The sequence below is a fragment of the Streptomyces sp. NPDC059917 genome, from assembly GCF_042730635.1.
GTDB lineage: Bacteria > Actinomycetota > Actinomycetes > Streptomycetales > Streptomycetaceae > Streptomyces.
Window position 1 is genome coordinate 47,890 of the sequence record NZ_JBHWLC010000005.1, and the last position, 25,169, is coordinate 73,058.

Annotated in this window: 25 protein-coding genes; 11 read left to right on the forward strand and 14 right to left on the reverse strand. The window is 71.4% G+C overall.

Going from position 1 to position 25,169, the window contains the following annotated elements; translation table 11 throughout:
- Positions 1–43: 43 nt before the first annotated feature.
- The 4 genes from ACFWAR_RS04490 to ACFWAR_RS04505 all read right to left on the reverse strand — a co-directional run bounded on the left by ACFWAR_RS04490 (position 44) and on the right by ACFWAR_RS04505 (position 5,268).
- Positions 44–2,284 (reverse strand): ATP-binding protein, encoded by a 2,241-nt coding sequence (locus ACFWAR_RS04490; protein ID WP_385772952.1) that lies wholly within the window; start codon positions 2,282–2,284, stop codon positions 44–46.
- Between the two features lie 334 nt (positions 2,285–2,618).
- Positions 2,619–3,023 carry a transglycosylase SLT domain-containing protein gene (locus tag ACFWAR_RS04495; protein ID WP_385771993.1) on the reverse strand — a complete coding sequence of 135 codons (405 nt, stop codon included), beginning with the start codon at positions 3,021–3,023 and terminating at the stop codon, positions 2,619–2,621.
- 753 nt (positions 3,024–3,776) lie between these two features.
- Positions 3,777–4,538, reverse strand: a complete 762-nt coding sequence (locus ACFWAR_RS04500) for an SDR family NAD(P)-dependent oxidoreductase (RefSeq protein WP_385772954.1) — start codon at positions 4,536–4,538, stop codon at positions 3,777–3,779.
- Between the two features lies 1 nt (position 4,539).
- Positions 4,540–5,268 (reverse strand): DUF4386 domain-containing protein, encoded by a 729-nt coding sequence (locus ACFWAR_RS04505; RefSeq protein ID WP_385772956.1) that lies wholly within the window; start codon positions 5,266–5,268, stop codon positions 4,540–4,542.
- Positions 5,269–5,354: 86 nt separating this feature from the next.
- Between ACFWAR_RS04505 and ACFWAR_RS04510 the strand changes: the two genes are divergently transcribed.
- From ACFWAR_RS04510 to ACFWAR_RS04520, 3 genes are all read left to right on the forward strand, one after another.
- Positions 5,355–5,867, forward strand: coding sequence for a MarR family winged helix-turn-helix transcriptional regulator (locus tag ACFWAR_RS04510; protein WP_385772959.1), 513 nt, complete (start codon positions 5,355–5,357; stop codon positions 5,865–5,867).
- Between the two features lie 111 nt (positions 5,868–5,978).
- Complete coding sequence (trpM, locus tag ACFWAR_RS04515; RefSeq protein WP_385772961.1) at positions 5,979–6,182, forward strand: tryptophan biosynthesis modulator TrpM; 204 nt, start codon at positions 5,979–5,981, stop codon at positions 6,180–6,182.
- 63 nt (positions 6,183–6,245) lie between these two features.
- On the forward strand, positions 6,246–7,454 hold the full coding sequence (locus ACFWAR_RS04520) for an MFS transporter (protein WP_385772963.1): 1,209 nt from the start codon (positions 6,246–6,248) through the stop codon (positions 7,452–7,454).
- A gap of 50 nt (positions 7,455–7,504) precedes the next feature.
- On the opposite strand, the gene ACFWAR_RS04525 is transcribed toward ACFWAR_RS04520, so the two are convergent.
- From ACFWAR_RS04525 to ACFWAR_RS04535, 3 genes are all read right to left on the reverse strand, one after another.
- Entirely contained in the window at positions 7,505–8,260 is a 756-nt protein-coding gene (locus ACFWAR_RS04525; RefSeq protein WP_385772965.1) for a dienelactone hydrolase family protein, read from the reverse strand.
- Positions 8,261–8,494: 234 nt separating this feature from the next.
- Entirely contained in the window at positions 8,495–9,307 is an 813-nt protein-coding gene (locus ACFWAR_RS04530) for a phosphotransferase (protein WP_385772967.1), read from the reverse strand.
- Positions 9,308–9,450: 143 nt separating this feature from the next.
- Positions 9,451–11,220, reverse strand: coding sequence for an ATP-binding cassette domain-containing protein (locus ACFWAR_RS04535; RefSeq protein ID WP_385772969.1), 1,770 nt, complete (start codon positions 11,218–11,220; stop codon positions 9,451–9,453).
- 604 nt (positions 11,221–11,824) lie between these two features.
- On the opposite strand from ACFWAR_RS04535, the gene ACFWAR_RS04540 reads away from it, so the two are divergent.
- The 3 genes from ACFWAR_RS04540 to ACFWAR_RS04550 all read left to right on the forward strand — a co-directional run bounded on the left by ACFWAR_RS04540 (position 11,825) and on the right by ACFWAR_RS04550 (position 14,088).
- Complete coding sequence (locus ACFWAR_RS04540) at positions 11,825–12,349, forward strand: NUDIX hydrolase (RefSeq protein WP_385772971.1); 525 nt, start codon at positions 11,825–11,827, stop codon at positions 12,347–12,349.
- Between the two features lie 160 nt (positions 12,350–12,509).
- On the forward strand, positions 12,510–13,124 hold the full coding sequence (locus ACFWAR_RS04545) for a YidB family protein (protein ID WP_385772973.1): 615 nt from the start codon (positions 12,510–12,512) through the stop codon (positions 13,122–13,124).
- Between the two features lie 43 nt (positions 13,125–13,167).
- Positions 13,168–14,088, forward strand: coding sequence for a flagellin (locus ACFWAR_RS04550; protein ID WP_385772975.1), 921 nt, complete (start codon positions 13,168–13,170; stop codon positions 14,086–14,088).
- A gap of 125 nt (positions 14,089–14,213) precedes the next feature.
- Here ACFWAR_RS04550 and ACFWAR_RS04555 read toward each other — a convergent pair whose 3' ends face one another.
- From ACFWAR_RS04555 to ACFWAR_RS04570, 4 genes are all read right to left on the reverse strand, one after another.
- Positions 14,214–14,804, reverse strand: coding sequence for a hypothetical protein (locus tag ACFWAR_RS04555; protein ID WP_385772977.1), 591 nt, complete (start codon positions 14,802–14,804; stop codon positions 14,214–14,216).
- A gap of 171 nt (positions 14,805–14,975) precedes the next feature.
- Positions 14,976–15,509 (reverse strand): hypothetical protein, encoded by a 534-nt coding sequence (locus tag ACFWAR_RS04560; RefSeq protein ID WP_385772979.1) that lies wholly within the window; start codon positions 15,507–15,509, stop codon positions 14,976–14,978.
- 81 nt (positions 15,510–15,590) lie between these two features.
- On the reverse strand, positions 15,591–16,364 hold the full coding sequence (locus tag ACFWAR_RS04565; protein WP_385772981.1) for a glycosyltransferase family 2 protein: 774 nt from the start codon (positions 16,362–16,364) through the stop codon (positions 15,591–15,593).
- A gap of 157 nt (positions 16,365–16,521) precedes the next feature.
- Positions 16,522–16,659, reverse strand: coding sequence for a hypothetical protein (locus ACFWAR_RS04570; protein ID WP_385772983.1), 138 nt, complete (start codon positions 16,657–16,659; stop codon positions 16,522–16,524).
- A gap of 179 nt (positions 16,660–16,838) precedes the next feature.
- Between ACFWAR_RS04570 and ACFWAR_RS04575 the strand changes: the two genes are divergently transcribed.
- Entirely contained in the window at positions 16,839–18,971 is a 2,133-nt protein-coding gene (locus tag ACFWAR_RS04575) for a tetratricopeptide repeat protein (RefSeq protein WP_385772985.1), read from the forward strand.
- Between the two features lie 59 nt (positions 18,972–19,030).
- Here ACFWAR_RS04575 and ACFWAR_RS04580 read toward each other — a convergent pair whose 3' ends face one another.
- Both ACFWAR_RS04580 and ACFWAR_RS04585 read right to left on the reverse strand, forming a co-directional pair.
- Entirely contained in the window at positions 19,031–19,462 is a 432-nt protein-coding gene (locus ACFWAR_RS04580) for an SRPBCC family protein (protein WP_385772987.1), read from the reverse strand.
- A 93-nt stretch (positions 19,463–19,555) separates the two neighbouring features.
- Positions 19,556–20,062 carry a TspO/MBR family protein gene (locus ACFWAR_RS04585; protein ID WP_385772989.1) on the reverse strand — a complete coding sequence of 169 codons (507 nt, stop codon included), beginning with the start codon at positions 20,060–20,062 and terminating at the stop codon, positions 19,556–19,558.
- A 161-nt stretch (positions 20,063–20,223) separates the two neighbouring features.
- Here ACFWAR_RS04585 and ACFWAR_RS04590 point away from each other — a divergent pair, with 161 nt between their 5' ends.
- The 4 genes from ACFWAR_RS04590 to ACFWAR_RS04605 all read left to right on the forward strand — a co-directional run bounded on the left by ACFWAR_RS04590 (position 20,224) and on the right by ACFWAR_RS04605 (position 24,630).
- Positions 20,224–20,679 carry a hypothetical protein gene (locus ACFWAR_RS04590; protein WP_385772991.1) on the forward strand — a complete coding sequence of 152 codons (456 nt, stop codon included), beginning with the start codon at positions 20,224–20,226 and terminating at the stop codon, positions 20,677–20,679.
- A gap of 68 nt (positions 20,680–20,747) precedes the next feature.
- Positions 20,748–22,328: an FMN-binding glutamate synthase family protein gene (locus ACFWAR_RS04595; protein ID WP_385773243.1), complete on the forward strand. Its 1,581-nt coding sequence runs from the start codon at positions 20,748–20,750 to the stop codon at positions 22,326–22,328.
- Positions 22,329–22,377: 49 nt separating this feature from the next.
- On the forward strand, positions 22,378–24,105 hold the full coding sequence (locus ACFWAR_RS04600; protein WP_385772993.1) for a thiamine pyrophosphate-dependent enzyme: 1,728 nt from the start codon (positions 22,378–22,380) through the stop codon (positions 24,103–24,105).
- A 207-nt stretch (positions 24,106–24,312) separates the two neighbouring features.
- Positions 24,313–24,630 carry a hypothetical protein gene (locus ACFWAR_RS04605; RefSeq protein ID WP_385772995.1) on the forward strand — a complete coding sequence of 106 codons (318 nt, stop codon included), beginning with the start codon at positions 24,313–24,315 and terminating at the stop codon, positions 24,628–24,630.
- 48 nt (positions 24,631–24,678) lie between these two features.
- Here ACFWAR_RS04605 and ACFWAR_RS04610 read toward each other — a convergent pair whose 3' ends face one another.
- On the reverse strand, positions 24,679–25,053 hold the full coding sequence (locus ACFWAR_RS04610) for a carboxymuconolactone decarboxylase family protein (protein WP_385772997.1): 375 nt from the start codon (positions 25,051–25,053) through the stop codon (positions 24,679–24,681).
- Between the last annotated feature and the right edge of the window lie 116 nt (positions 25,054–25,169).

Sequence of the window (25,169 nt, forward strand, 5' to 3'; positions counted from 1 at the left end):
ATCGGGCCCCGCCGACCGTCAGGTCGGCCGGGCCCACGCACGGCTACGCCCGGTTCGCGGCGGCGACGTCGCGGTCCAGTTCCCGCGTGAGCACCTCGTCGTGGATCTCCTCGGCGATCCCCCGAGCCTGTGCGAACCGCCGCAGTGCCGCCGCCGTGGCGCCGGATTCGACGCTCACTCGCCCCAGCCCTTGCAGCGCTCTGCCCTCGCCTCTGCGATCCCGTAGCTGCCTCGTCATGTCGAGGCTCCTGCCGAACGAACGGCCCGCGGCGTCCGTGTCCCCGTTGTCCAGCTCGGCCTGAGCGAGGCCGCGCCAGGCGTACGCCTCGGCCCGTCGGTCCCCGAGGTTCTGGAACTCCGCCAGCGCCTCCCGGAACAAAGGGATGGCCTCACCGACCCGCCGCTGGCCGCCCCGGACCACCGCGAGGCTCCGCAGTGCCTGTGCGGTGAGTCGGCGGTCCCCAGCGTTCCTGAGATGCTCGGCCGCCTCCATCAGCCGCTCCGCGGCCGGCTCCCAATCCCGCCGGTTGCGGTGGATGATGCCTTGGACCAGCATGACGGCGCCCGTGCCGTGCTGGTCGCCGGACGCTTCGTAGCCGGTCAGCGCTTCGCCGTACAGAGCCATGGCATCGTCGAGGCGACCCAGGTCGCGCCGGAGCGCACCGGTGTCGAAACGGGTAATGGCTTCGGCCCAGCGGTTGTTCGAGCGTCGAGCCGCGTCCAGCGCCAGGTCGACCGCGGTCCCCCAGTCGTCCCAGGCGGCCAACATCTCGAAGAAGGGCGCGCCGATGTGGGTGAGTTCCCAGGAGGCGTCCCAGAGTTCCCGCGCGTTCGCGAGCCGCACGCACGCCACGACGTTGTGCTGCTCGGTGGTGAACCAGGTGATCGGGTCGCGCAGCAGCCCGTCGAGATGGACGTCGTCGACCTCGTGTCGCGGGTGGGTGCTGGTCTTGCGCACCTCGCCGGGCTGGAACCGGTCTTCCGCCGTGGCCGCGAGGGTGAGGTACGCGCCCAGGAGCCTGCCCGTCGCCGTCGCGGACTCGGGTTCCGGCTGCTCGCGGGCGAGCGCGCGGAGCAGGTCGTGGAAACGGTAGCGGGGGGTGCCCGTTTCGTCGGGCCCGATGGCGTCGAGCATTTGGGCCGACACCAACGCGCCAATGTGGCGTTCGGCGACGCGCAGGGGCACGTCCATCAGCGCGGCGAGCGGCCAGGCCGCGAAGTCGGCGCCGGGAAAGAGCCCGAGCAGTCGGAAGGCCCGCTGCTCCGCCTCCGGCAGCCCTCGGTAGCTGATCATGAAGGTGGACCGGACATCGAGGTCTCCGATTTCGAGTTGGTCCAACCGTTCGCGCTCGTCTGCGAGTCGGTCGGCGAGGTCCGCCACCGGAATGTCCGGACGCTCGGCCAGCCTGGCTCCAGCGATGCGTACGGAGAGCGGCAGGTGACCGCACAGCGCCACCAGCCGCAGTGCGGAGGCGGGGTCGCCGGCCACCCGGTCCGCGCCGGCAACCCGGCCCAGCAACTCGAGCGCTTCTTCGGGCTCCAAGAGGTCGAGCACGATGGTTTGGGCTCCTTCGAGGGTACTCAACGGACTGCGGCTGGTGACGATCACCGCGACGTCCGGGGCGCCTGGCAGGAGCGGACGTACTTGCCCGGGCCCGTTGGCGTTGTCCAGGACGATGAGCAGGCGTCGCCCGGCTGTCAGTGTACGCAGCATCTGCTCGCGGTCGGGGCTCGCATCCGGGATCGTCCGCGGGTCGACGCCCAGGGACCGCAGGAAGGTGGCAAGGACCTCGTTAGGGTCGGCGGGCAGGGGGTCGTACCCCCGTAAGTTCGCGAAGAGCTGCCCGTCGGGGAACTGGGACGCCGAGCGCTGGGCCGCCCGTACCGCGAGGGTCGTCTTGCCCAGGCCCCCCTTGCCCGCGATGGCCACGAGCGGACCGGTCACCCGATCCGGCGAACCCAGCAGGGCCTGTATCCGGCCGAGTTCCTCGCTGCGTCCGGTGAAATCGGCTATGTCGCGGGGCAGTTCACGCGGCACCGGATGGTGCGGCAATTCCGGGGCTCCCGGGGTGCGGCCGGCTTGCATCCAGGCCAGTGATCCGCCCACGAGCGCGGTCACCCCGGCGAACGCATACTGTGCCGGTCCGACCTCCCCGAACGCCTGCCATCCGGCGGCGGCCGCCGCGAACGCGCCAGCGGTACCTGCCAAACCCACGAGCCATCGCACCGCAGTTGGATTCACCACGCGGATGATAGTGGCTGCGTAGGTCTCAAGCGAGAGCACTTGTGGGTGGGCTCCGGCATCACCCACCCGCTGTCCTGGGAACGGATGGATGAATGCCGGTGAGTGCGGTGATCCCCTCGTGACGAGACGGCCGGCGAGGCCTTGGATGTCCACGGATGGGGGCTGATGATGGGCCGCTGTTGAATGCGTCCCGCTGTGGCAACTCTTGCTGGAGAGGCGGACGCCGCTGGTCGCCGTGCCGCCATTGCATCGTGGACCGGCATTTCACGACAGGTGGGTTAGACGTTAGACGGCCGTAAACGCAAAGGAGCTCGGCCGGGAGTTCCCGGCCGAGCTGTCTCGCGCGTCTGTGCGTGTGCTGTCCTGTGGCGGCTTAGTACCAGTGGTGGTTCTGCCAGAAGTTCCACGCGCCGACGGGGCTGCCGTAGCGGGAGTTCATGTAGTCCAGGCCCCACTTGATCTGGGTGGCCGGGTTGGTCTTCCAGTCGGGGCCCGCCGAGGCCATCTTCGAGGCCGGCAGGGCCTGGACCAGGCCGTACGCGCCGGAGGAGGCGTTCGTGGCGGTGTGGTCCCAGCCGCTCTCACGGGAAATGATCTGGTTGAACGCCGCGAACTGCGCCGGGTCCTTGATCATCTGCTGGGCGATCGCCTTGGCGCTCATCGGGGCGGCCTGCGCGGGAACCGCGGCCAGCATGGAACCGGCGACGCCCAGGGCGAGGACGGTACCCGCGAGGGTCTTCTTGGAAGCGGCGATGCGGCGGATGACGGCGTTGGACACGGATGGCCTTCCGAAGGGGACGGGGACGGTCGCCGCATGCCGAGGACATGCGTGAGCCACTCACGCGGTGGAGAGGGGATCGTCGGCGGGAGCGGGAGGCCGGGGGTGAGCCCGGGGGATCTCCGTCCGCCTTGCGACTCATCCAGTTCTACGGGGCTTCCCGGGCCCTAGCAACGACGTCGCGTACTAGCGTCCCTCGCAGGCGAGGAGCAACGACCCGCGCAGCCCGGGAGGCATCCGCGCAGGCGGGAGCAGGCAAGAGGGCGCCGGGACAGGGCGTACGGGGACTACGATCCCGCTTCGTATGTGACCTGGGTCCTGTGGGTCGGGTCACCACCCAGGGCCCCGGATATCACCCTCCGTGGCTGTACGTACCCGTTTCGAGGAAGGCGCCCCGGCGGATTCGGCCCCCGTATCGAAGGTGACCGGTGCGTCGAGGGCCGCGTTCCATGGCGCAGCCAACAGCTCTTTCAGCGGCGTGCAGCAGCCTCCGAACGTGATTCGCCGCGACCGGTCGGCCAGACCGCGGGCCAGAGTCCGCGTTGCCCTGGGGCTGCTGGGAACCTGGGGGCCAGGGCCGGCACTGCTTCGCCTTCCCTGCCCCCCTGTCGGCGGCCTCTCTGCCGATCTGCCGATCCGCAGAGGGACCTACTTCCGGCCTCGTTGCTTTCGGCCGCCGCTCGTCCTCTTGTCGCGGGACTGGGGAGCCTGTGGCTCCACAGTCCGCAGGAGACGTCCTGTGCTGTGGCCCGGTCACCCCGTGATGCGGCCGCCCGCGACGTCGAGGGTGATTCCGCTGAGCCAGGACGCCCCGTCCGAGGCGAGGAAGAGTGCGCAGGCGGCCACGTCTCCGGGAAGGCCGAGCCTGGGCAGTGGGTGGGCCTGCGCGAGCTGCTCCTGGATCGCCATCGGTATCGCGGCCGCGGTGCGTTCGGTCAGGATCACCGAGGGCGCCAGGCAGTTGACGCGGATCCCGCGCGGGCCGAGCTCGGTCGCCAGGTGCTGGGTCAGCATCACCAGCCCGGCGTTGGCGACCCCGTAGGCGAGGTTCGCCTGGCTGGGTCGGCGGCCCGCCGCCGAGGACATGGTGATCACGCAGCCTCGGCCGCGCTCCAGCATGCCGGGCAGGAAGGTCCGTACGGTCAGGAAGGTGGAGGTGAGGTCCGAGTCCAGGACCTCGCGCCAGCGCTCCTCGGTGAGTTCGGGGGTGGGGACCGGGCGGCCCTGGCCGCCCGCGAAGGCGGCCAGTACGTCCACCGGGCCGAGCCGCCGCTCGGTCTCCTCCAGGACCCGGGCCAGCGCCGCCGCGTCCGTGACGTCGGCGGTCACGGACATCGCCGTACCGCCCACGGCGCCGATCGCGTCCACCACGCCGCCCAGGGCCTCCGCGTTGCGGCCCACGACGCAGACCCGGGCGCCCTCGGCGGCGAAGGCGCGGGCGGTGGCGGCTCCGATGCCGCGGCTGCCGCCGGTGACGACGACCGTACGGCCGTCCAGTTCGGGGTAGCTCGTCATCTCAGCGCGCCCCCGCCCGGCCGAGCCCGTGGCGGGTGCGCGGCAGCTTCACCGCGGCCCACACCAGCCAGGCGAGCCCGCCGAAGCGCAGTACAGGCAGCAGGTACTGGAACCCGTCGACCACCAGCCCGAGCAGGGCCAGCATCCCCACGGCGCCCAGGATCAGTCCGGCCCAGGCCAGCGGCCTCGGCAGCAGTCCGGCGAGGAGTCCGGGGACGGCGACCCCGGCGAGCAGCAGGGCGAACATCGCCGAGTACGCGGGTCCGCCGGCGAAGAACGCCAGGTCGGCCAGGGCTCGCGCGAGGTCGGGCCCGGCGCTTTCCGCGAGCCGGGCCCCGGCCCAGCCGGACATGGCGCTCAGCATCAGGGCCGCGGCGGCCAGCACCCCGCCGACCAGGGTGATCGCGGATCCGGGTGCGGTGATGCCCAGCGCGCGCAGTCGCCGGTAGAGGACGGCCGCGATCAGGGCCATCGGGACGGCCGCGCCGAGCAGGAGGAGGGCGCCGAGCTCGGCGGTGGTGCGGTGCTCGGCGGCGTACCGCAGGACCTCCAGGCCGGAGGCGTCGGGGTGCGGGGTGGCCCGGTTCAGGATCACGTAGGCGATGGTCAGACCGGTCAGGGCCAGTACGGGGGCCAGCAGCGGCGGCCCGGACTGGGGCCCTCGGCCCGTCCGGTCGGCCGGATCCGCGGGGGCAGGTGCGGCGGGTGCGGGGGCAGGTGCGGCGGTCATGGCGTTCTCGTCTCCTCGTCCGTCAGTCCGTTCCTTTCAAGAATGATTACAAGCTGAAACGATTGTCAAGCTGTTACGGTTTCCTCATGGGAACGACGGATGACGGTGGCGGCGGCCCGCGCCCGCACGGTGGCGTGGCCTTCCTGCTGGCCCAGCTCGGCGCGCACGCGGCCGGCCGCTTCGCCGAGCGGGTCTCCGCGCTCGGCCTCACCCCCGCCCAGGCGGGGCTGCTGCGCCTGCTGGCCCGTAATCCGGGCCGCAGCCAGCGCGAACTGGCCGACGTACTCGGCATGCCCCCGAGCCGCTTCGTGGCCTTCGCCGACGACCTCGAGGCGCGCGGACTGATCGAGCGCCGCCGCAACCCCGAGGACCGGCGGCTGTACGCGCTGTTCCTCGGCGACGCCGGAACCGCTCTGCTGGCGGATCTGCGCGAGGTGGCGACGGCACACGAACAGCAGATCTGCGAGCCCCTGTCGGCGGAGGAACACGAACAACTGACCGCCCTGCTCGGCCGACTGGCCGCTGCCCAGGGCCTGACCCCGGGCGTCCACCCCGGCTACCGCTCCGCGCAGACCGCCCGCACCGCGCCGCCGACCTGAAGGGGCCATTTCGGCGCCCTGGACGTCCCGCTGGAAGCGGGGCCTGCGGCCCGGTGGATGCGGGGCTTTCGCCCCGGGCCGGACGCCTGCGTCGGCGGCTAGGCTTCGCTCATGCCTCTTGCCACCCGTCTCGCCCGCGGTTGCCGCCCCCGCGGCTGCCGGGCTCCGGCGCGTCGGGTGCACGGACGGCGCGTGCGGTACGCGATCGGGTCCGAGCGCGGTCAGGTGAACGGGATGCGATGGCTCCACAAGCCGTCCGCAGCCCTGCTCCTCCCGTGTGCGGGCATGCGCGTGACCTTCTCCGCCGGCGCGTGATCTTCTCCACCGGCCGAAGGTGGTCCGCGCCGCCCGCGTGAGTTCACCTGGACCGTTTCCGCGATGCCCTCCACCACGCTTCCTCCCCGTTCAGAGCCAGCACCGGAGCGGAGCAGGCTCCCCTGGTCGCCGCTGCTGGCGCTGGCCCTGGCGGCCTTCATGACCGTGCTGACCGAGGCGCTGCCCGCCGGTGTCCTGCCGGAGATGGCCCGTGACCTCTCCGTCAGCGAGTCCGCGATGGGCCAGTCGTTGACGGTGTACGCCATCGCCACGGGCGTCTCGGCCATCCCCCTGGCCCGGACCACGGCCACCTGGCGGCGCAAGAAGCTGCTGCTGACCGCCGTGGCCGTCATTGGCATCGCGAACACCGCCACGGCCGCCTCCGCCAGCTACCCGCTGACCATGGTCCTGCGCCTGCTCGCGGGCGTCGCCGCCGCCGTGGTCTGGTCCGAGCTCGTCGTCCACGCCCGTCGCATGGCACCACCCCACCTGCAGGGCAGGGCCGTCGCCGTCGCCCTGGCCGGCATTCCCCTCGCCCTGTCACTGGGGATCCCCCTGGGCACCCTGCTCGGCTCGCTGTGCGGCTGGAGGCTCACCTTCCTCCTGATCAGCCTGCTCACGCTGGCCCTGCTGGGCTGGATGCAGGCCGTACTGCCCGACTTCGCGGGCCAGCGCCCCGAACAGCGCCGGCCCATCCTCAAGGCGCTGCGGCTCCCCGGAGTCGTACCGGTCCTCTTCACCGCCGCGGCCTTCATGCTGGCCCACAACATCCTCTACACCTACGTCGCGGCCTTCCTCGACGCCTACGGCGTGGGCGGCTCCCGAGGGAGCGTGCTGCTCGTCTTCGGAGCGGCCTCCGTGGTGAGCATCCTCACCGCCGGGGCCCTCGTCGACCACCACCTGCGGACCCTGACCATCGCCAGCGTCACCCTGTTCCTCGCCGCGGCCACCCTCCTGGCGACCCTGGCGCACGGCTCCGCCGCGGTCTACGCCGCCACCGTGCTGTGGGGGCTGGCCTGCGGTGGCATCGCGACCCTCCTGCAGACCGCGGTCGCCGACGCCGGAGGCGACCGTGCCCAAGCCCTGTACGTCACCGTCTGCAACTCCGCCATCGCCGGCGGCGGCGCGGTCGGCGGTACCCTCCTCGCGGCCTTCGGCCCGGCCTCCTTCCCCCGCGGCGCACTGCTGCTCCTGGTACCGGTACTGATCGTCGTGGTCGCGGCCCGCACGCACGCCTTTCCGGCGCTGCGCTCGCACGAGGCGACCACATAGGCTCCGATCCGGTCCGGAGCGATGTCGTTGGACCTGGTCGTTTCCCTGAACTACGGGGCTGTCTGCGGCATTGCCCCCGGACCATCCGTCACGGGCAGGCACTCGGTGAGGAGGTCGACGACGTCGCGCCAGGCTCGCCGTGCGTGCTGCGGGTGGTGGCCGACGCCGGGGACCGTGGGATGGTCGACCGGTGGGTGGTGGAAGGCGTGCAGGGCGCCACCGTAGACCGTGAGGCGCCAGTCGACGCCCGCGGCCTGCATCTCGGCGGTGAACGCGCTCCGTTGCGCGGGCGGCATGATCGGGTCCTCCGACCCGACTCCGGCCCACACCGGGCAACGGATGTGCGCTGCCTCGCCCGGTCGGCCCGTGGTGGTCGCGTTGACCGTTCCGATCGCGCGCAGGTTGACGCCGTCGCGCCCCAGTTCCAGCGCGATGGCGCCCCCGGTGCCGTAGCCGATGGCGGCGATCCGGTCGGGGTCGGTCCGCGGTTCGGCACGCAGCACGTCGAGCGCCGCGTGGCCGATGCCCCGCATCCGGTCGGGGTCGGCGAGCAGCGGCAGGCAGCGGGCGAGCATCTCCTCGGGGTCGCCCAGATAGCGGCCGCCGTGCAGATCGAAGGCCAGCGCTACGTATCCCAGCGCGGCGAGGGCGTCGGCCCGGCGGCGCTCGACGTCGCTGAGCCCCATGCCCTCCGGCCCGAGCAGCACCGCGGGCCGACGGCCGACACCGGCCGGGAGTGCGAGGTACCCGATCATCGTCAAACCGTCGGCCGGGTACTCGACGGTACGCGTCGCTGTCGTCGTCATGAGACAGGACCGTAGCGATCGTCGAGCCCGGTCCGGCCGGTGTTCTGCCGCCGGCGGAACAGCGCGGGTGTCCCTCCAGCCCGTCTTTTGTCCGAGGAAGATCGACGGCTGGGAGCTCCGTCGGGACGCGGTCGTCCGCGGTCACGAGATCGTGACCGGCAGGAGACGGGCAGGAGACAGGCACGGCCATGGCGCGCTCATCGAGCACGCGTTGGGCCGCCAGGCCGAGGGAGATCATTGCTGACCGGGCACGATGCGTGGCCCTACACGTTCATCGCTGATGACTCGGGCGGCGCATGCGGCAAGGTCCCGCTGCCCACCAGCGCGCCCCTTGGGGACGTACAGACGGCGATCTTCACGCAACTCGCTGACTACACCCGCGCACATCACGGCGTCGAGATCGAGGTCGAGTGGTCCCTCCTGACGTCGGATTCGTGGGTGGGTCGCGTCCGGCGCGTCACCACGGAAGAGCCTGCTCCGGCTACTTCGCCTGACCGCCTGTGAGACCGGGACGGCCGAGGCCCGGTCCTGGACGCGGGCGGCCGGTCGGCTCCGCTCGAAGTCCACGAGTGCGAGCCCGACCTCCGACCACAACCAGTTCCTCGGCTGGTTGTCACCGTGGATGTAGCCGAGGGGCACCGGGCCGATGCGGCACAGCCGGTCGGCGTGGTCGCGGATCAGCCGCTGCTCGCCCGCGGTGAGCCGGTCCCCCGCACGAGCCAGGTACTTCTCGGCTCCGTCGGCGACGGTCCGTAGGGACGCCTCCTCTTCGGCCCGATCCGTGGGGTCGAGGCCTCCGGCCTCGTGGAGGCGGGCGCACAGCGCTCCGGCCTCGCGATGCACCTCCCGCCACGCGACGCCGCCCCGGCCCGCCTCCTTCACCGGGGCTCCGGGGGCCGCGGTGAGGAGCAGGGCGAGGTCCTGGGCGCGGCTGTCGAGCAGGTGGGGCGCGCGGCTGTGCCCGAGGGCGGGCGCGATGTGCCGGTATGCGCGGCTCTCGCGTATGAAGAACCGTTCGCTGGGCGAGACCTTCACGTAGCGGTGCACCCCGTCCGCGCCCGTCAGTTCCCATACGCGCGAGCGGTCCCAGTCGTGCGAGGAGTCGCGGACGGGGTGGGGCGGGGGAACACGGGTCCTCCTTGTCGGGTCGGGCGACCCGTCGGTCGGTCGGTCGTGGGTAGCAGAGCCGCTCAGCGATCCTGGGAGAGCGCGAGGAGCTCGGCGAAGGTGCCGCCACCATGGACGAGATCGTCGAAACGGCCCTGCTCGGAGATGCGGCCGTGCTCCAACACGATGATGTGGTCCGCGACCTTCGTGTTCTCCAGGCGGTGGGTGACCACGATGGTGATCCGGTCGGCGGCGATGGCCTTGATCTGCTCGAACACCAGGTGCTCACCGCGCGGGTCCATCTGCGAGGTCGGCTCGTCCAGGATCAGCAGCTCGGGCTTGCGGTACAGGGCCCGGGCGCACGCCTCGCGCTGCCACTGCCCGCCGGAGAACTCGACGCCGCCCCAGATGTCGCGGGCCTGGAGGCTGTCCAGACCGTGTGGGAGGTCCTCGACGGCTTCGCGCAGACCGACCGCGTCGATGGCCTCCCACACGGGTCCGTCGTCGTCCGTACGGGGCTGGCCGAGGGTGATGTTCTCACGCACCCGCAGCGGCCACTTCGCGAAGTCCTGCGGCACCAGGCCGGTCGCACGCCAGACGGTGGCCGGGTCCGTCTCGGCGAGGTCGGTTCCGTTCCAGCTGACCTTGCCCTTGTCGGCGAGGTAGATCCCGGTGATCAGGCGGGTCAGGGTCGACTTCCCGCTCCCGTTCGCTCCGACGATCGCGAGGATCCGGCCGCGCTCCAGGGTGAGCGAGACGCCGTCCACGGCGGGTTTGTCCTTGCCGGGGTACTGATAGACGACCTCGTCGAGGCGGATCCGCTCGACCGGCCCCGCGATCTCGCGCGGTCCGCGCCGGGGCGCGCGGGCGGCGGCCTCGTCGAGGAAGGACTGCATGTCGGTGAGGTAGAGGCTGGTGTGGAACACCGCGGCGCCGTTGATGACGACCTGTGAGAGGGCGGCGAGCGCGGTCTGGACGGCGATGACGGCCGTGGCTGCGATCGCGGGTTCGATCCGTCCGCTCACGGCGAGCCAGGCGAGCGCCCCCCAGGTCGCGAGGAGGAACACGCCCCCGGCCGAAGCGGAGAGCAGGGAGATCCGCAGGGTGCGGGGCGCCGCGGCGAGGTTGCGCCGGTCGCAGCGGTCGGACAGGGCCCGGTACCAGAAGACGAGGTAGTCGGTCATCGAGTTGGCCCGGACCTCGTCGCCGTACTGGGAGGCCGTGGCCCACCAGCGCATCATGCCGCGCACGTTGCGGTCGGCGACGTTGGCGTAGTGGATCTCGTAGTCGACGCGGGCGGTCAGCACGGCGCCGATGCCCGCCGGCAGCACCGCGAGCAGCAGCAGGGGCAACATCATCACGTTCAGCAGGGACAGGACGCTGCCGGCGGTGACCAGTCGGATCAGCGAGGACAGGAAGCGCTGCGCGTCGGTGACCATCACGTGCGTGCGGACCACCCCCATCTCGGCCGCCTCCTGCCGGTCGGAGAAGCCGTCCCCCGCGTAGGCGGCGGCCTCCACCCGGCAGACCGCCTCGACCAGGGCGCTGTCCGTCTCGGAGGTCAGCAGCGGAGTGATCCGCCGCTCGGCGTACGTCGCCACCGCGCCCGAGACGCGGTTCATCGCGGCGGCGAACGCGGCCACGAGCAGCGCGGGCAGCGCTCCCTGCAGACGGTCGGCGGCGCTTCCCGCGCCGAGTACGGGCCCCATCGCGCGGGCGGTGGCGGCCAGCAGCACCGCCGCGGACGCGCCCGTGACGAGCTGGCACCCGATCAGGAGCCGCACGGCCCGCCGGTCGGTCCGCCACGACAGGCGGCCGATCCCGGCGAGGACTGCGGGGAGCGTGGCGCACATCTTCCGGAAGGAGACCTCCGCGAGCGGATTGACGGAGTTCTGCCCGCCGTAAGTGATCTCCGCCGGAGGGGGCGGAGGAGGCGTAGGCGTAGGCGTAGACGTAGGCGTAGGCGGAGCATCGGCCGGTTCGCCGTGTGCTTGGGAGGTGGTCATCGGGTCCCCCTGGATCGCCGTCGGACGTTGTCGGGCGTTTTCGAGTGCTGTCGAGTGCTGTCGGAAGCTCAACGAGAGCCTCGGTTTTTCGAACACACGTCTTTCAGTCGGCCCCGAAACCCCGTAACGGAGCGGGCGGCGGACCGTGGGATCTACACCGACCCGCTCCACACAACGCCACTGCCACCAAAGGTGGTTGGCCGAATCGCCGATGCTCCCAGGCGCCGCACGGAATCGGGCGGGACGGAGCGGATCGGGCCGGGTCGGTCCGGGCCCGCTTGTAGAGTGCGGGGCTTCTCGTACGCCGCGAACCCCTGTGGAGCCGACCGTGCACGTGCCTGGTGGCCGCCCTCCGGCGGCCGGAGTCCGTGGAACACCCCCTTCGGGCCGAACGGCGGGTGATGGCCTGTGGCGCTCGCCCGCGGCAATCACCGACTCCGAGATCGAAGACGTGCTCGCCGCCTACCTCGAGCGCTTCCCGCGGGAGGCCGGACAGCTGGCCGAGCCGCTGCGGCTCCTGGCCGAAGGCCAACGGTTCGCCTCGCGACGGACCTTCCCCATGCACGTGACCGCCGGCGCGCTGCTGGTCCGGGGCGGTACGGAGATCCTGCTGATCGAACACCGTGCGTACGGGCTGACCTTGCAGCCGGGCGGTCACCTGGAGCCGACCGACGCCACGCTGCTCGGCGCGGCTCTGCGCGAGTTGTCGGAGGAGACCGGCATCGACCCCGGGCAGGTGGTCCCCGCCTCGACGCTCCCCGCGTACGTCGAGTTCGGGAGGGTCCCGGCGAGGCCCGCGAAGGACGAGCCGGAGCACTTCCACCTGGACATCGGCTATGCGTTCGCGACGGCCGGCGCCGAGATCGAACGCATCCAGGAGTCCGAGGTGGCCGGCGCCGCCTGGTATCCGCTCGAAGAGGCCGAGCGGCTCGTCGGCCACCGGATCGCCCGGGCGGTCGGCGGCCCCGCCCCATGAGCAGAGGTGGGTCGGCGGCGCCGCTCAGCGGCCGGGCCTCAGCCGCCTGTTCCCGCCCGCCGCCCACGGCTTGTCGGTCATGGCCGATTCACGATCTGTTGACGCACCGTCGCTTTCGGTAGCGTTCCTGCGTTGGCAAGATCATTAGTGAGGGAGTGCGATGAGCGAGACCACGGTGGCCCCTGTGCTGGGACAGTTGCTGACGGCCCTTGCCGCCGCGCCCGGGACGGCGGGCAAGTTCGCGTCCTGGACCGGCCAAGGCACCAACGAAGCGCTGTCCGCGGAAGAAGTGGCTGCTGCCGCTCCCGCGGGCATGCTCGAGCGGCTGGCCGAGCTGGCGCAGGTGAGCGAAGCCGAGGCCGCGGCCTCGCTGGCCGCGGAGATCCCCGGTCTGGTGGACGCGATCCCGGCCGAGACGATCGAGGCGTTCCGGGCCGCTGCGAAGATCGCGGCGCTGACGCCCGAGGAGGAATCGGCCGCCGAGCAGATCGTGGCCGAGGCCCGGACCCTCGCGGCCGCCCTGCCGCAGAGCAGTTCCTGGCTCGGCTCCGGCCCCAACGAGCCCCTCACCGAGGAGCAGGTGGTCCAGGCCCTGGGCGAGGACCGGATCGCCGAAGCCGCCGCGGCGCGGGGCCAGGACAGGGCCGAGGTCCTCGCGGAGCTGACGCGGACCCTGCCCGTGTTCATCGACGCGATCTCCCCGTACGGCTGGGTCGATGTCGATGTCCTGCGGTTCGTCCTGGCTCAGGACGACGTGAACGTGACGTCCGCGTAGCGCTTCCCGACATCCGTACCGACCACCGACTGGGAATGATCACATGCTGACGCTCAACACCAACATCATGTCGCTCACCACGCAGAACTACCTGAACATCACCGGCTCCACGATGGGCGTGGCCGCCGAGCGGCTCGCCTCCGGCAAGCGCATCAACTCCTCGAAGGACGACGCCGCGGGCCTGGCCATCTCCGACCGGATGACCACCCAGATCAACGGATCCGTCCAGGCCACGCGCAACAGCAACGACGCCATCTCGCTCGCACAGACCACCGAGGGCGCGCTCAAGGAGGTGACCAACAACCTCCAGCGCATCCGCATGCTGACCGTCCAGGCCGCCAACGGCATCTACGCCGTCACCGACCGACGCGCCATCCAACAGGAGGTCGCCCAGCGGCTGGAGGCCATCGACACGATCTCGCAGCAGACCCAGTTCAACGGGATCAAGGTGCTCGCGAAGAACACCAGCATGAACTTCCAGACCGGCGCGGACGACGGCGACATCATCGCCGTCGCCATGAAGATGCTCAACGTCAACACGCTCGGCCTGGAGTCCTACGACCTCGCGAAGACGCCCGCCTTCACCAACGAGACCGACCCCACGACGATCAACTACAGCGGCTCGGACGGTCAGAGCGCCACGATCAGCAAAACCGACGCGGCCGCTGCCGGTACCTACCTCATCGACCCGCTGTCCCAGATCGACGCCGCGCTCGTCCAGGTCACCAGCCTGCGCTCGATCCTCGGCGCCGTCCAGAACCGCTTCGAGTCCAACATCCGCACCCAGGACACCGGCGTGGTCAACCTCAGCGCCGCCCGCGAGCGGATCGAGGCCACCGACTACGCCCTGGAGACCGCGAACTACACCCAGGCCAGCATCCTCCAGCAGGCCGGCATCTCCGTCCTCGCACAGGTCAACGCCCAGCCCAAGAACATCCTCCCGCTGCTCCAGCAGCTCGGCTGACTCCAGCAGAGCCTCGCACGCACCCGTCAAGCGCCCCTGACCACGCTTACGAGCGCGCCCTCGACCGCGCTCCGGGCCAGTGGCGTTCCCGTCCGCTGTACGGATGACGGGCCCCGGCCCCGGCGTCATGCCGGGGCCGACTTCCTCTGCGTCTTCGCCCGCACGCGGCCGCGCAGCTCGGCCTGGTAGAAGTCGGCCCTGTCACCGCCCAGCCCGAAGAACTCGCAGATGTCCGCCACCGTTTCGGCGTCTTCCGCAGAGCCGGTGAGCCCGATCTGGAGGAGCCTCCAGAACCCCTCCCGCGCCTGGTACCTGCACTCCTCGCCCAGGCCCTCGCTGCCCGCCGTCGGCCCGGAGTCGCCGGAGCCCGCGGCCACGAACCACAACGTCTGCAGCAGCACGTCCCGGGCAGGCCTCGAGAGGTCGCCCGCCAGCGCGGCCATGATCACGCCGACGGCCGGCGGAGTGCACCCGAAGATGATCGTGCTTCCCTCGACATGACCATCGAGGGTGTATCCGATCATGTCCTGGGGTGTCTCGGCAGTGATGATCGCCTCGATCAGGAGCGGCACGTGCTCCGCCGAGTCACCGCAGCCGCACTCCAACGACGCCCAATCGACGCGTCGCAGTTCTGCGCGCACGAGTTCACCGACCACCACCGTGGCCCCCCTCCGGGACATGTCGGCCCCCGGGCACCGACGCTGGGGATCAAGCATGAGCCAACTACCGGCCCCAAGCCGCGATGACGGCGATCCAACTCATCCGGGACAGGCGGTCCCCCTGGGCCTTGAACAATCGGGTGTTCGTCGAGTACCTCGCCGCAGGTCTCGATGTCGCAGCTCTCCTGGTCGGCCTGGACACCGCCACCTGACGACAGGGGCTCGCCCTCAGAGCCCGGCCCGCGCGAGCAAGGCCTCCGCTTGTTGCCGCGTGAGAGGGGGAGGGGCCGGTGCTGCGGGGGGACAGGTGTGGGTGCCGCGACTGAACTCCAGCATCCATTCGGCAAGGGGGCTGTCCGGCTCCAGGGTGGCCACGACCCGTTCACGCAGCGCCGGCGGGAGGCCGGGCCGGGACGCGATCGCGTTTCGGACGAAGATGTCCGGGTCCTCCGCCAGCAGGTCGATCAGACCGGATGACAGGTCCGGAGGCTCGTCCCTGACGCTCGCCGCGACCGCGCACCGAACGGACGGCACCGGATGCTCCGCGAAGCGGGCCCGGATCCGAGCGGGCACGGAGGAGTTCGCGGCGAGAGTCCGCACGGAGCCGAGGTCGATGATCTCCGCTATGAGTTCGTCCGTCAGGTCCTGACGCAGCAACGCCACCGAGCGCCGAGCCCCAGGGTGCTGGAGCAGGCGGCGTACCAGGTCGGCGGGCAGGTCCTCTTGGGTTGCCAGAGCAGTGAGTTCAGCATCCAGTTCCATGGAACGCAGGGTAGGCCTCGGGCCTGACGGCGGACGCCCACGACCGATCTGTCGTCGTAGCCGCGCGAGCCGGCGCCGACGCTAGATGCGCGAGTTGCGCAGGGACTGCCACGCGGCTCCGGCCAGCGCCCGGGTCGCCCGGGGAACCGACAGGTGCTCGTGCTCGCGGTAGAGGGCCCAGTTGTACCGCACGAGCGACGCCTTGTTGGAGGACAGGGATCCCGCCTGGTGGGCCCGGTACACCGCGAGCGGCTCGGCAAGGCCCCGGGCGTCCGCGCCGTCTCGCATGATCGACAGCCACAGGGCGTAGTCCTGCCGCTTGCGCATCTCCGGCATCAGCCGCGTACCCAGGACGTTGCGGTCGTACATGGCGGTGAGGGCGCCGATGTGGTCGCGGACCAGCATCGCCCGGTAGTCCACGTGCTCCCGGGCGCGCACCACCCGCCCGTTCGGGACCCATTCGGTGCTCTCGCCCGCGTGGTCGGCGTCCATCTTGAAGTACGAGGTGAACGTCAAGGGCGCGGGGGCTTGTGCGGCGAAGGCGAGCTGCTTCTCCGTCTTCTCCGGCAGCCACATGTCGTCGCTGTCGAGGAAGGCGACGTAGTCCCCGCGGGCCCGCTCGATCGCGAGGTTGCGGGCCCGGCCCGCACCGCCCTGCTCGGGCGCGGACCGCACCAGGACGCGCTCGTCCCGCGCGGCGAACTCGCGGAGCAGGTCCATGGAGCTGTCGGTGGAACGGTCGTCGGTGACCAGCAGCTCCAGGTCGCTGTGGGTCTGTGTGAGCACGGACCGAATGGCTGCGCCGAGGGTGGCCGCCGAGTTGTACACGGGCATCACGACAGACACCAGGGGCACAGCGCTTCTCCTTGCCGGATCAGGAACGATGGTCCATTCAAGCATCGCGATCGAGTAGGAGTCGCCACGGATCGACGTCGACGGTGTCGACTCCGGTGCGGAACGCTCACAGGATCCCGTCGAGGGCCGTCCGGTCATCCGCCGTGACGACAGCGCCTCAGACCGCCTGACTCCCCCCGTCGTCGTCCTGACCGTTCTCGGCCCGGCGGCGGGCGCGGCGGATCTCAAGGGTGATGGCGAGGGCCGAGCCGATCAGGGAAAGGGTGTCGGCGGCGATGGCGAGGAGGTCTGTCACGGGTTCTGTCCTTCGGGTCGGGACCGCGGTGCGGTACGGGTCGAAGGCAGACGGTGCAGGGGAGTTGCGCTGTTCGGACCCCCTGGACCGGACAGCGCAGGTAGATTCCGGACAGAGCAGCGGTTGTCCCAAATGGACCGGACAATCGCGCGGCCCGTCCCAAGGAGTGCGAGTGAGCGGTGGCAGGAGCTGACCGGCGTGGCGGCCGGTGGCGGGCGCCGATCCGGCCGGTCAACGAGCAGGCGCGGAAGCTCGCGGAGGTTCTGCGGGCCCATGTGGACCGCTCGGGCAAGACCCTCGCCGTGCTCTCCAAGGAGATCGACCTCTCCACGAGCCAGATCAGTACCTACCTGGGCGGGCGGATCCCGCCACCGGAGTTCGTCGCCCGACTGGTCGCCGCGACGGTCGACCCGCCGTTGCGCGAACGTCGCCAGAGCGAGGCGGCCGCGCTGCTGGACCAGGCCGAGCACCCGCCCCGCGCCACCGCGAGGACCGGTCTGCCCGGGACGGGAGCGCCCGGGTCCGTAGAACTCGTCACGGCCATGGCGCAGCACATCGAGACGTACGACCGGCTCACCCACGCCATGGAACAGCAGGCCCAGCTGCGCCAGGCCGCCGACAACTACGCACGGCTCTGCTGGATGCTGCTGGGCATCATCCAGTGGCTGGAGGCGCGGGGCGACCTGCTCGGCCAGGAACGGGACCGGCTTCCGGAGACCGCGGGCAGGGAAGTCCAGACGGAGCTGGAAGCCAGGCTCGCGCGGACGCAGGCCCAACAGGCCACGGCCGACTCCGAGCTGGCCCGGGCCGAAGCGAGGCGGTTGCGGGCCGAGGAGCTCGCCACCCTCCTGCAGAAGCAGATCGTCGCACTCAACCACGAGCTCGACCGGCTACGCGGGAACGATCCGCACCCGGACGGCTTCCCGCTCGACCGGTCCCTGGCCGCATCCCCCCGGCTCGGACCGGAGTCGTCCTCGGTGGACCTGCAGGCCGACGACATCGATGCGGTGCTGGTCCGGGTGGCCACCGTCAGCGACACCGACGGCGACACCGTCGACCGCATCACCAGGGAAGTCGGCGAGGGCGCCCCCGGACGGATCGGACGAACCGAGCGGAGCGACGACGTACCACCGATCCAGGAGGACCCGGACGAGAACCGATTCACGTTGCTCGGGGTCTTCGGAAAGGACGAGGTGGTGCAGAAACTCAGCCGGGTATTGCAGATCGATCCCGACGATGTCGTCGCTCTCACCGGCCGTGGCCTGAGATACCACAAGGGCAGGCAGTACGACCAAGCGCTCGCGGATCTCAACCACGCCCTACGGGTCGAACCCGACTCCGCGACCGCGCTCTTTCACCGGGCCGGCGTCCTCAACCGAACCGACCGGCACGAGGAAGCACTGGCCGACCTCGACCGGGTACACCGGTTGCGGCCCGCCAACGCCTTCGTCCTCGCCCGCCGGGGTGACACCCACCTCGCCCTGAAGCGACTGCCCGCGGCCCTGGCCGACTTCACTCACGCTCTCGCTCTCGCGCCCGGAGACCTCTCGATACGCACCCGCCGCGGCGATGCGAACAGTCGCTCGAACCGCTTCCTCGAGGCACTCGACGACTTCACCCACGTCATCGAGGCGGCACCGGAGAACTTCCACGCCTTGATCAAACGCGGAGCGGTCCACACGGACCTCGAACGCTTCGACGAGGCACTGCTCGACTTCGACCGGGCCCTGGCTCTCAAGCCGGGGTATCACGAGGCTCTCCTCCTGCGCGCGTACCTCCACGCCCGGGCGCACCGATATCAAGAGGCACTCGCCGATCTCGACCTGATGACGGCCATCGACTCCTTCCTCGCCGCGCTCGTCCTCCGTGCCGAGATCCATTCCCGACTGGGGCGTTTCGAGGACGCCCTCTCGGACGCCGATCAGGTTCTGGACCGCGGCACGCCCGAGCTGCGCGTCCTAAGCCTCTGCACCCGGGCGTCCGTCCTCTTGCAGTACGACCGCCTCGACGACGCGCTGGCCGACCTGGAACGGGCGCTGAAGATGGACCCGAACTGCGCCGACGCGTACAGCTCTCGTGGGACCGCGTATCAGAGCCAAGGCTTCTTCGAGAAGGCCCTTGCCGACCATGACCGCGCTGTGGCGATCGCCCCCCGAAGCCCTGAGGCGCTCATCCACCGAGGGGAGACCTACCTCCTGATGGGCAGGTTCATGGCCGCCCTCGAAGATTTCGATCGGGCGCTCGCGATCGATGCCCTCCACCCCGACGCGCTCGCGGGTAGGAAGCGTGCGGAGTCGGCGCGGGCGCTGTGAGCGGCCGCTGGATGCCGGGGCCGGGGCCGGGGCTCAATGCGGGGCGGCATCGGCACGGTTCACAGTTTTCCCAGTACCCGGGGCATTGCCCGCTCCACCTCGTCCGCCAGGCGGTCGAAGTCCTTCCTCAGGAACGGAGCGGCGAGCTTGCGCCACCCCTTGAAGTCGAGCCGTGCCCGGTAGGTGAGCAGGGTCCCGTCCGGGACGGGGGTCAGGAGGAGATCATCGGTCGTGGTGACCGACGTGTTCTCGCCCACGAAGACCAGGCGGCCCTCGTCCATGCGGACGAGCCGGTACGTCAGGCGTGTCTCCCGGCCGCGGAACACGGACACGTTGGTCCATGTCGATCCGACCCGCACGGCCCCCGCATCGACGCGTTCGCAGGTTCTGGTGCCGGGGTCCCACTCCTGCGCATGCGAGAAGTCCTTCAGATAGTCGACGAGGACCGCCCGCGGGGCGGTCACGATGAACGAGCGTTCGACAGCGACCATGGCGGCTCCTCCTCGAGCGGCTCCCGCTCCCGCATCCTGGCGGGTGCGTCTGTCTCCTCTTCCCTCCGGGCCGCCTTGCCGGATGCACTTCGATCACCCCGCGTTGCGCCGGGCGATGTCGACGTTCAGGGCCGTGGCGAAGGCGCACCATGCGGCGTACGGAGCGAGGACGCGGGCGCCGTACGGATCGCTGCGGTGCATGCGCCGCACGAGCAGCAGGTTCGACAGGTCGAGCAGCACCGTTCCCACCACCCCGGCGGCTGGACTCCTGCGGGCGAAGAACGCCCAGTTCCAGGCTGTGTTCAGCGCGAGGTTCGCACCGAGGCCGACGGCCAGTGCGCGCCGCTCGGCGCCGTGCGTTCGGGAGAGCGCGTGGCCGCCCGCCCAGGCGATCGTGGCGTACAGCGGAGTCCAGACGAGGCCGAAGGCCCAGCCGGGCGGCTGCCAGGGCGGTTTGCGCAGCGCACGGTACCAATCGCTGTGCGGATCGACGGCCGCACCGCCCAGGACGGCGCTGGTGGCGACGGCCACCGCACTCACCGCGTAAGGCTTCCACCGTGTCACGGGCGTCCTCGCGTCCAGCTCCTGGGTCAGCCTCATGCACCGACGCCTTCCCCGTCTTCGCTTCCACACACCTCGTGGGCCGGCACCGGGCGCGGATCGGGTACGCGGCATGGAGCAGCGTGGAGGAGGGCTTCCGAGGGTGCCGCGGATCGGTCACCATGGAGGTCCGTCGGTGATCCGGGGTGGGGTGGGGACGGATGAGCGAGAGCAGCGACGTTCTGGACGGGCGGCCTGAGCAGGTCGGGCCCGCACCGTGGCTGGCGCTGGCCTGTCTGGTCGGGCTGGTCGCCTCCTACCTCGTGCTGGCGAACTTCACCGGCGAGCTGCGGACGGCGCTGTGGGGCGAGCCCGGGACCGTGACCGCAGCCGACTGCCGGACGTACGACAACACCGTGGCCAACGCGGGAACGTCGAGGTCCTGCTCGGGCGCCTTCGCTCCGGACGAGGGCGGCTCGTCGTTCGAGGTCCCCGTCGAGGGCGACATCGATGCGCGACCCGTCCGCGCGTGGCTGGTGGACGGTGCGTCCGGCACCGCGTACGTCTCCCCCACGGTGTGGGCGGGAGTGCTCCCGGTGGGGCTGTCCCTCCTGCTGACGGGTCTCCCGGTGGCGGTGACGGTGAACCACGTGCGCCGCGCCCGCGCACGGCGCTAGGGGGCGCAGGCGGTAGGGGGCGCGTCCGGCCGATTGGGCTTCGGGAATCCGGACACAAGCTGGGTGTGCTGAAGATACTCGTGGTGGTCCTGACCGGCGTGACGGCGGTGCTCGTCTCGGCCGTCGCCGTCCTGTTCTCCCCCTGGTGGTGGGCCGCGGCCGCGCCCGCGTTGCTGGTCGCGCTGATCGCCGTACACGACGTCCTGCAACGGCGGCACTCCCTGCTGCGCAACTACCCGGTGCTCGGGCACCTGCGGTTCGCCATGGAGGCGCTGCGGCCCGAGGTCCAGCAGTACTTCATCGAGCGCAACGTCGAGGGCCGCCCCTTCGACCGCGACACCCGCAGCATCGTCTACGAGCGGGCCAAGGGCACCGACGCCGAGGAGCCCTTCGGCACCGAGCTCGACCTCTACCGGCCCGGCAGCGAGTACCTCGCTCCGTCCATGGCCCCGCGCCCGGTACCCACCGACCCGCCCCGGGTCCGGATCGGCGGGCCCGACTGCACCCGGCCCTACGACATGGCCCTGCTCAACGTGTCGGCGATGAGCTTCGGCTCCCTGTCGGCGAACGCGATCCTGGCCCTCAACACCGGTGCGCGCCTCGGCGGTTTCGCCCACGACACCGGTGAGGGCGGGCTGTCCGAGTACCACCTGCGCCCCGGCGGGGACCTGGTCTGGGAGATCGGTACCGGCTACTTCGGATGCCGCACCGACGACGGGGACTTCGACGAGGATCTGTTCGCCGAGAAGGCCGCGAACCCGCAGGTCAAGTGCGTGTCGTTGAAGATCAGTCAAGGAGCCAAGCCGGGCATCGGGGGCGTCCTGCCGGGCGCGAAGGTGACCGCGGAGATCGCGGAGGTCCGCGGGGTGCCGCAGGGGAAGACCGTGATCTCGCCGCCCTACCACCGGGTGTACACCACCCCGCGCGAACTGGTCCGTTTCCTGGCCCGGATGCGCGAACTCGCCGACGGCAAACCGGTCGGCTTCAAGCTGTGCGTCGGCTCGCGCCGCCAGTTCCTCGCCGTGTGCAAGGCGATGCTGGAGGAGGGCACCGCGCCGGACTTCATCATCGTCGACGGCGCCGAGGGCGGAACGGGCGCCGCGCCCATGGAGTTCGCCGACAACGTCGGCCTGCCGCTGAGCGAAGGGCTGATGACCGTGCACAACGCGCTCGTCGGCGCCGGGCTGCGCGACCGCATCCGGGTCGGCGCCTCCGGCAAGGTCGCCACCGGCAGCGACCTGGTCAAACGCCTCCTCCAGGGCGCCGACTACACCAACGCCGCCCGCGCCATGATGTTCGCGATCGGCTGCATCCAGGCCCAGCGCTGTCACACCAACACCTGCCCCGTCGGCGTCGCGACCCAGGACGCGCGGCGCGGCCGCGCCGTGGACGTGGAGGACAAGTCGCGGCGGGTGCGGCGCTACCAGGAGGCCACCGTCAAGAGCGCCCTGCAGATCATGGCGTCGATGGGCGTCGAGGACCCCCGCGACCTGCGCCCCCACATGCTGCTGCACCGGGTGGACCCGCACACCGTCCGCTCGTACGCCGACCTCCACACCTGGCTCGCTCCCGGGCAGCTCCTCGCATCACCGCCCGAAGGCTGGGCAGGCGACTGGGAGGCGGCCGATCCCGACCGCTTCACCAGCTGAAACCGGCCGCGCGCCGCGCGCGGCCGGAACCGGACCGAAGGGCACCCCTGTGGCACGCACCGTCGCCCACGTGATCGTCGAAGCGCTCGAGGAGCTGGGCGTCCGGCACGTCTTCGGCGTCGTCGGAGACGCGCTGAACCCCCTGACCGACGCCATCCGCACCACCGAAGGGCTGGAGTGGGTCGGCTGCCGCCACGAAGAAGCGGCGGCCTTCGCCGCCGGGGCGCAGTCCCAGCTCTCCGGAACCCTCGGGGTGTGCATGGGCACGGTGGGACCCGGCTCCGTGCACCTCCTGAACGGTCTGTACGACGCCGCCAAGAGCCGCGCTCCCGTCCTCGCGATCTGCGGCCAGGTCCCCCTCGCCGAGATCGGCAGCGACTACTTCCAGGAAGTCGACAACGACCTGCTCTTTCGCGACGTGGCCGTCTACCGGGCCACCCTCACCTCCCCGGACCAGATGCCCCGCCTGCTCGAATCCGCGGTCCGCGCCGCCGTGACCCAGGGCGGAGTCGCCGTGCTGACCGTCCCCGGCGACCTCGGGGACCAGGTTCCGAGCGACGACCGGTCCCCGCGCTTCGCCCTGGACCGCGCCGTCACGCGCCCCGACGACCCGGCGCTCGTCCGGGCCGCCGAGCTGCTGAACGGGGCGTCCCGCGTGACCCTGCTCGTCGGCCAGGGCGCCCGCGGGGCCCGCGCCGAGGTCATGGCGGCCGCGGAGCTGCTCGCGGCCCCGATGGTGCTGACCCTCAAGGCGAAGGAGGGCTTCGAGGACGACAACCCCTTCCAGGTGGGCCAGACCGGTCTCATCGGCAACCCCGCCGCCGTCCACGCCCTCGACAGCGGGGAGGCGCTCCTGATGCTGGGGACCGACTTCCCGTACCGGGAGTGGTACCCCGAGGACGTCAAGGTCGTCCAGGTGGACGCGCGCGAGGACCACCTGGGGCGCCGTACCCCGGTGGACGTCGGGCTGGCCGGCGACGTGGGGGCCACGCTGCGGGCCCTGCTGCCGCTGCTGGACGCCGTACCCGACCGGGCCCACCTGGACGGCGCCCGCGACCGGTTCGCCCGCTGGCAGGAAGGGCAGCGGGGGCTCGCCGATCCCGGGCACGAGCGCCGCTTGACCGGGAAACTGCGGGCGGCGCTGGACAACCGCGACCACGAGATCCGCCCCGAGGCGCTGGCCGCGGCGGTGGACGCGCACGCGGCCGACGACGCCGTCTTCACCTCCGACACGGGCATGGCCACCGTCTGGCTCTCCCGCTTCGTCACGATGCGCGGCGACCGCCGCCTGATCGGTTCCTACAACCTCGGCTCGATGGCCAACGCCATGCCGCAGGCGCTGGGCGCGCAGCTCTGGGCGCCCGACCGGCAGATCGTCGCCCTGTGCGGCGACGGCGGGCTGAGCATGCTGCTCGGCGACCTGATGACGGTCAAGACGTACCGGCTGCCGGTGAAGCTCGTCGTCTTCGACAACCGCCGGCTGGGCATGGTCAAGCTCGAGCAGGAACAGATGGGCCTGCCCGAGTTCGGTACGGAACTCGACAACCCCGATTTCGCGGCGGTCGCCACGGCCTTGGGCCTGACGGGCATCCGCGTCACCGACCCGGCCGAACTGGACGACGCCGTACGCCGGGCCTTCGACACCCCGGGCCCGGTCCTGCTCGACGTCCTCACCAACCCCGAGGAAGTGGCCGTGCCGGGCAGGCCGACCGTTTCGCAGGGCTGGGGCTTCGCACGGGCCAAGATCAAGGAGCTGCTGCCGGGCCACGAGGGCTGACCGGATCGCGCACAGGACTCGGATCCGGGGCCGCCAGGGCCGCACGCGCCCGGCCTCCGGATCCGGCGTGACCGGCGCGGTACCGGGCTCGCCGCGGGTCCGTGGCCACCGGCCACCGATGGCCGGGTGCGTGGCCTGTACGACCGCCCCGGCCGGGACCAGGCTCGTCGTCCGTACCCCGTACCTACGGACGGAAAGCTGGACGTCATGGCCTCGACACGCGGAGAGAACACTCCCGCACAGAACCTCTTGGCGAGCCTCTTCTTCCTCGCCCTCGGCGCGGCGATCATCTGGGTCGGATTCCAGGGGTCGTCCGATGACTGCGGCGGCGAGAAGATGTCGGCGGGCGACACCTGCGTGAGCTACTCGAACGGCAGCCGGACCGGGAGCAAGAACCTGGAGGAGCAGAAGTCCGACAACTCGACCACGTCGAACGTGGCGTTCGTCATCGGCGGGCTCATCGTCCTCGCCGGCGCCTGGTCGAGCGTCGGCGCCCTCAGGGAGATGGGCGGTTCGCATCGGTGACCGCCCCGCCGCGCCGCCCCGTGGGCCGTCGGTGGACCCGTGGCGGCGTCAGCCGGTGGGGGCCACCGCGCCCGGCGGGGTCGCGGACGGGGCGGCGTGGCCGTGGTGTTCGAAGAGGCGGTCGGCGAGGAGGGCGTGGGCGAGGCTGCCACCGGCGCGGACGGAGGCGGTGACGAAGGCGGTCTCGGCGAGTTCCTCGGCGCTGACGCCGTGTCGGCGTGCGGCCGCGGTGTGGACGTCGAGGCAGTAGGCGCACTGGGTGACCAGGGCGACCGCCACGGAGATCAGCTCGCGGTAGCGGCGCGGCACGGCGCCGTCCTCGCGGTCGACCGCGTCCTGGAAGGCGCGCCAGGCGGCGAACTCGGGCGCGGCGGCGGCGCCGACGGAGCGGGCGCGGTGCAGGTCGTCGGGGTGCGCGTACATGTGTACTCCTTGCGGAAGTCGACGGGGACGAGTGCCCCGGGCGGGTGTGCGGCCCGGGCGACGAGCCCAGTTCACCTCCGATCCCGCCCCCGCGTCCAAGACCGGTTCCGCGGGGG

Coding starts and splice junctions, on each gene's coding strand:
- ACFWAR_RS04560 (WP_385772979.1), bottom strand. CDS start 15,509: ATGGAACTGGATGCTGAACTCACTGCTCTGGCAACCCAAGAGGACCTG.
- ACFWAR_RS04610 (WP_385772997.1), bottom strand. CDS start 25,053: ATGTACGCGCACCCCGACGACCTGCACCGCGCCCGCTCCGTCGGCGCC.
- ACFWAR_RS04535 (WP_385772969.1), bottom strand. CDS start 11,220: ATGTGCGCCACGCTCCCCGCAGTCCTCGCCGGGATCGGCCGCCTGTCG.
- ACFWAR_RS04590 (WP_385772991.1), top strand. CDS start 20,224: ATGAGCGAGAGCAGCGACGTTCTGGACGGGCGGCCTGAGCAGGTCGGG.
- ACFWAR_RS04580 (WP_385772987.1), bottom strand. CDS start 19,462: ATGGTCGCTGTCGAACGCTCGTTCATCGTGACCGCCCCGCGGGCGGTC.
- ACFWAR_RS04525 (WP_385772965.1), bottom strand. CDS start 8,260: ATGACGACGACAGCGACGCGTACCGTCGAGTACCCGGCCGACGGTTTG.
- ACFWAR_RS04500 (WP_385772954.1), bottom strand. CDS start 4,538: ATGACGAGCTACCCCGAACTGGACGGCCGTACGGTCGTCGTCACCGGC.
- ACFWAR_RS04555 (WP_385772977.1), bottom strand. CDS start 14,804: ATGCTTGATCCCCAGCGTCGGTGCCCGGGGGCCGACATGTCCCGGAGG.
- ACFWAR_RS04585 (WP_385772989.1), bottom strand. CDS start 20,062: ATGAGGCTGACCCAGGAGCTGGACGCGAGGACGCCCGTGACACGGTGG.
- ACFWAR_RS04545 (WP_385772973.1), top strand. CDS start 12,510: ATGAGCGAGACCACGGTGGCCCCTGTGCTGGGACAGTTGCTGACGGCC.
- trpM (WP_385772961.1), top strand. CDS start 5,979: ATGCCTCTTGCCACCCGTCTCGCCCGCGGTTGCCGCCCCCGCGGCTGC.
- ACFWAR_RS04505 (WP_385772956.1), bottom strand. CDS start 5,268: ATGACCGCCGCACCTGCCCCCGCACCCGCCGCACCTGCCCCCGCGGAT.
- ACFWAR_RS04510 (WP_385772959.1), top strand. CDS start 5,355: ATGGGAACGACGGATGACGGTGGCGGCGGCCCGCGCCCGCACGGTGGC.
- ACFWAR_RS04550 (WP_385772975.1), top strand. CDS start 13,168: ATGCTGACGCTCAACACCAACATCATGTCGCTCACCACGCAGAACTAC.
- ACFWAR_RS04520 (WP_385772963.1), top strand. CDS start 6,246: ATGCCCTCCACCACGCTTCCTCCCCGTTCAGAGCCAGCACCGGAGCGG.
- ACFWAR_RS04605 (WP_385772995.1), top strand. CDS start 24,313: ATGGCCTCGACACGCGGAGAGAACACTCCCGCACAGAACCTCTTGGCG.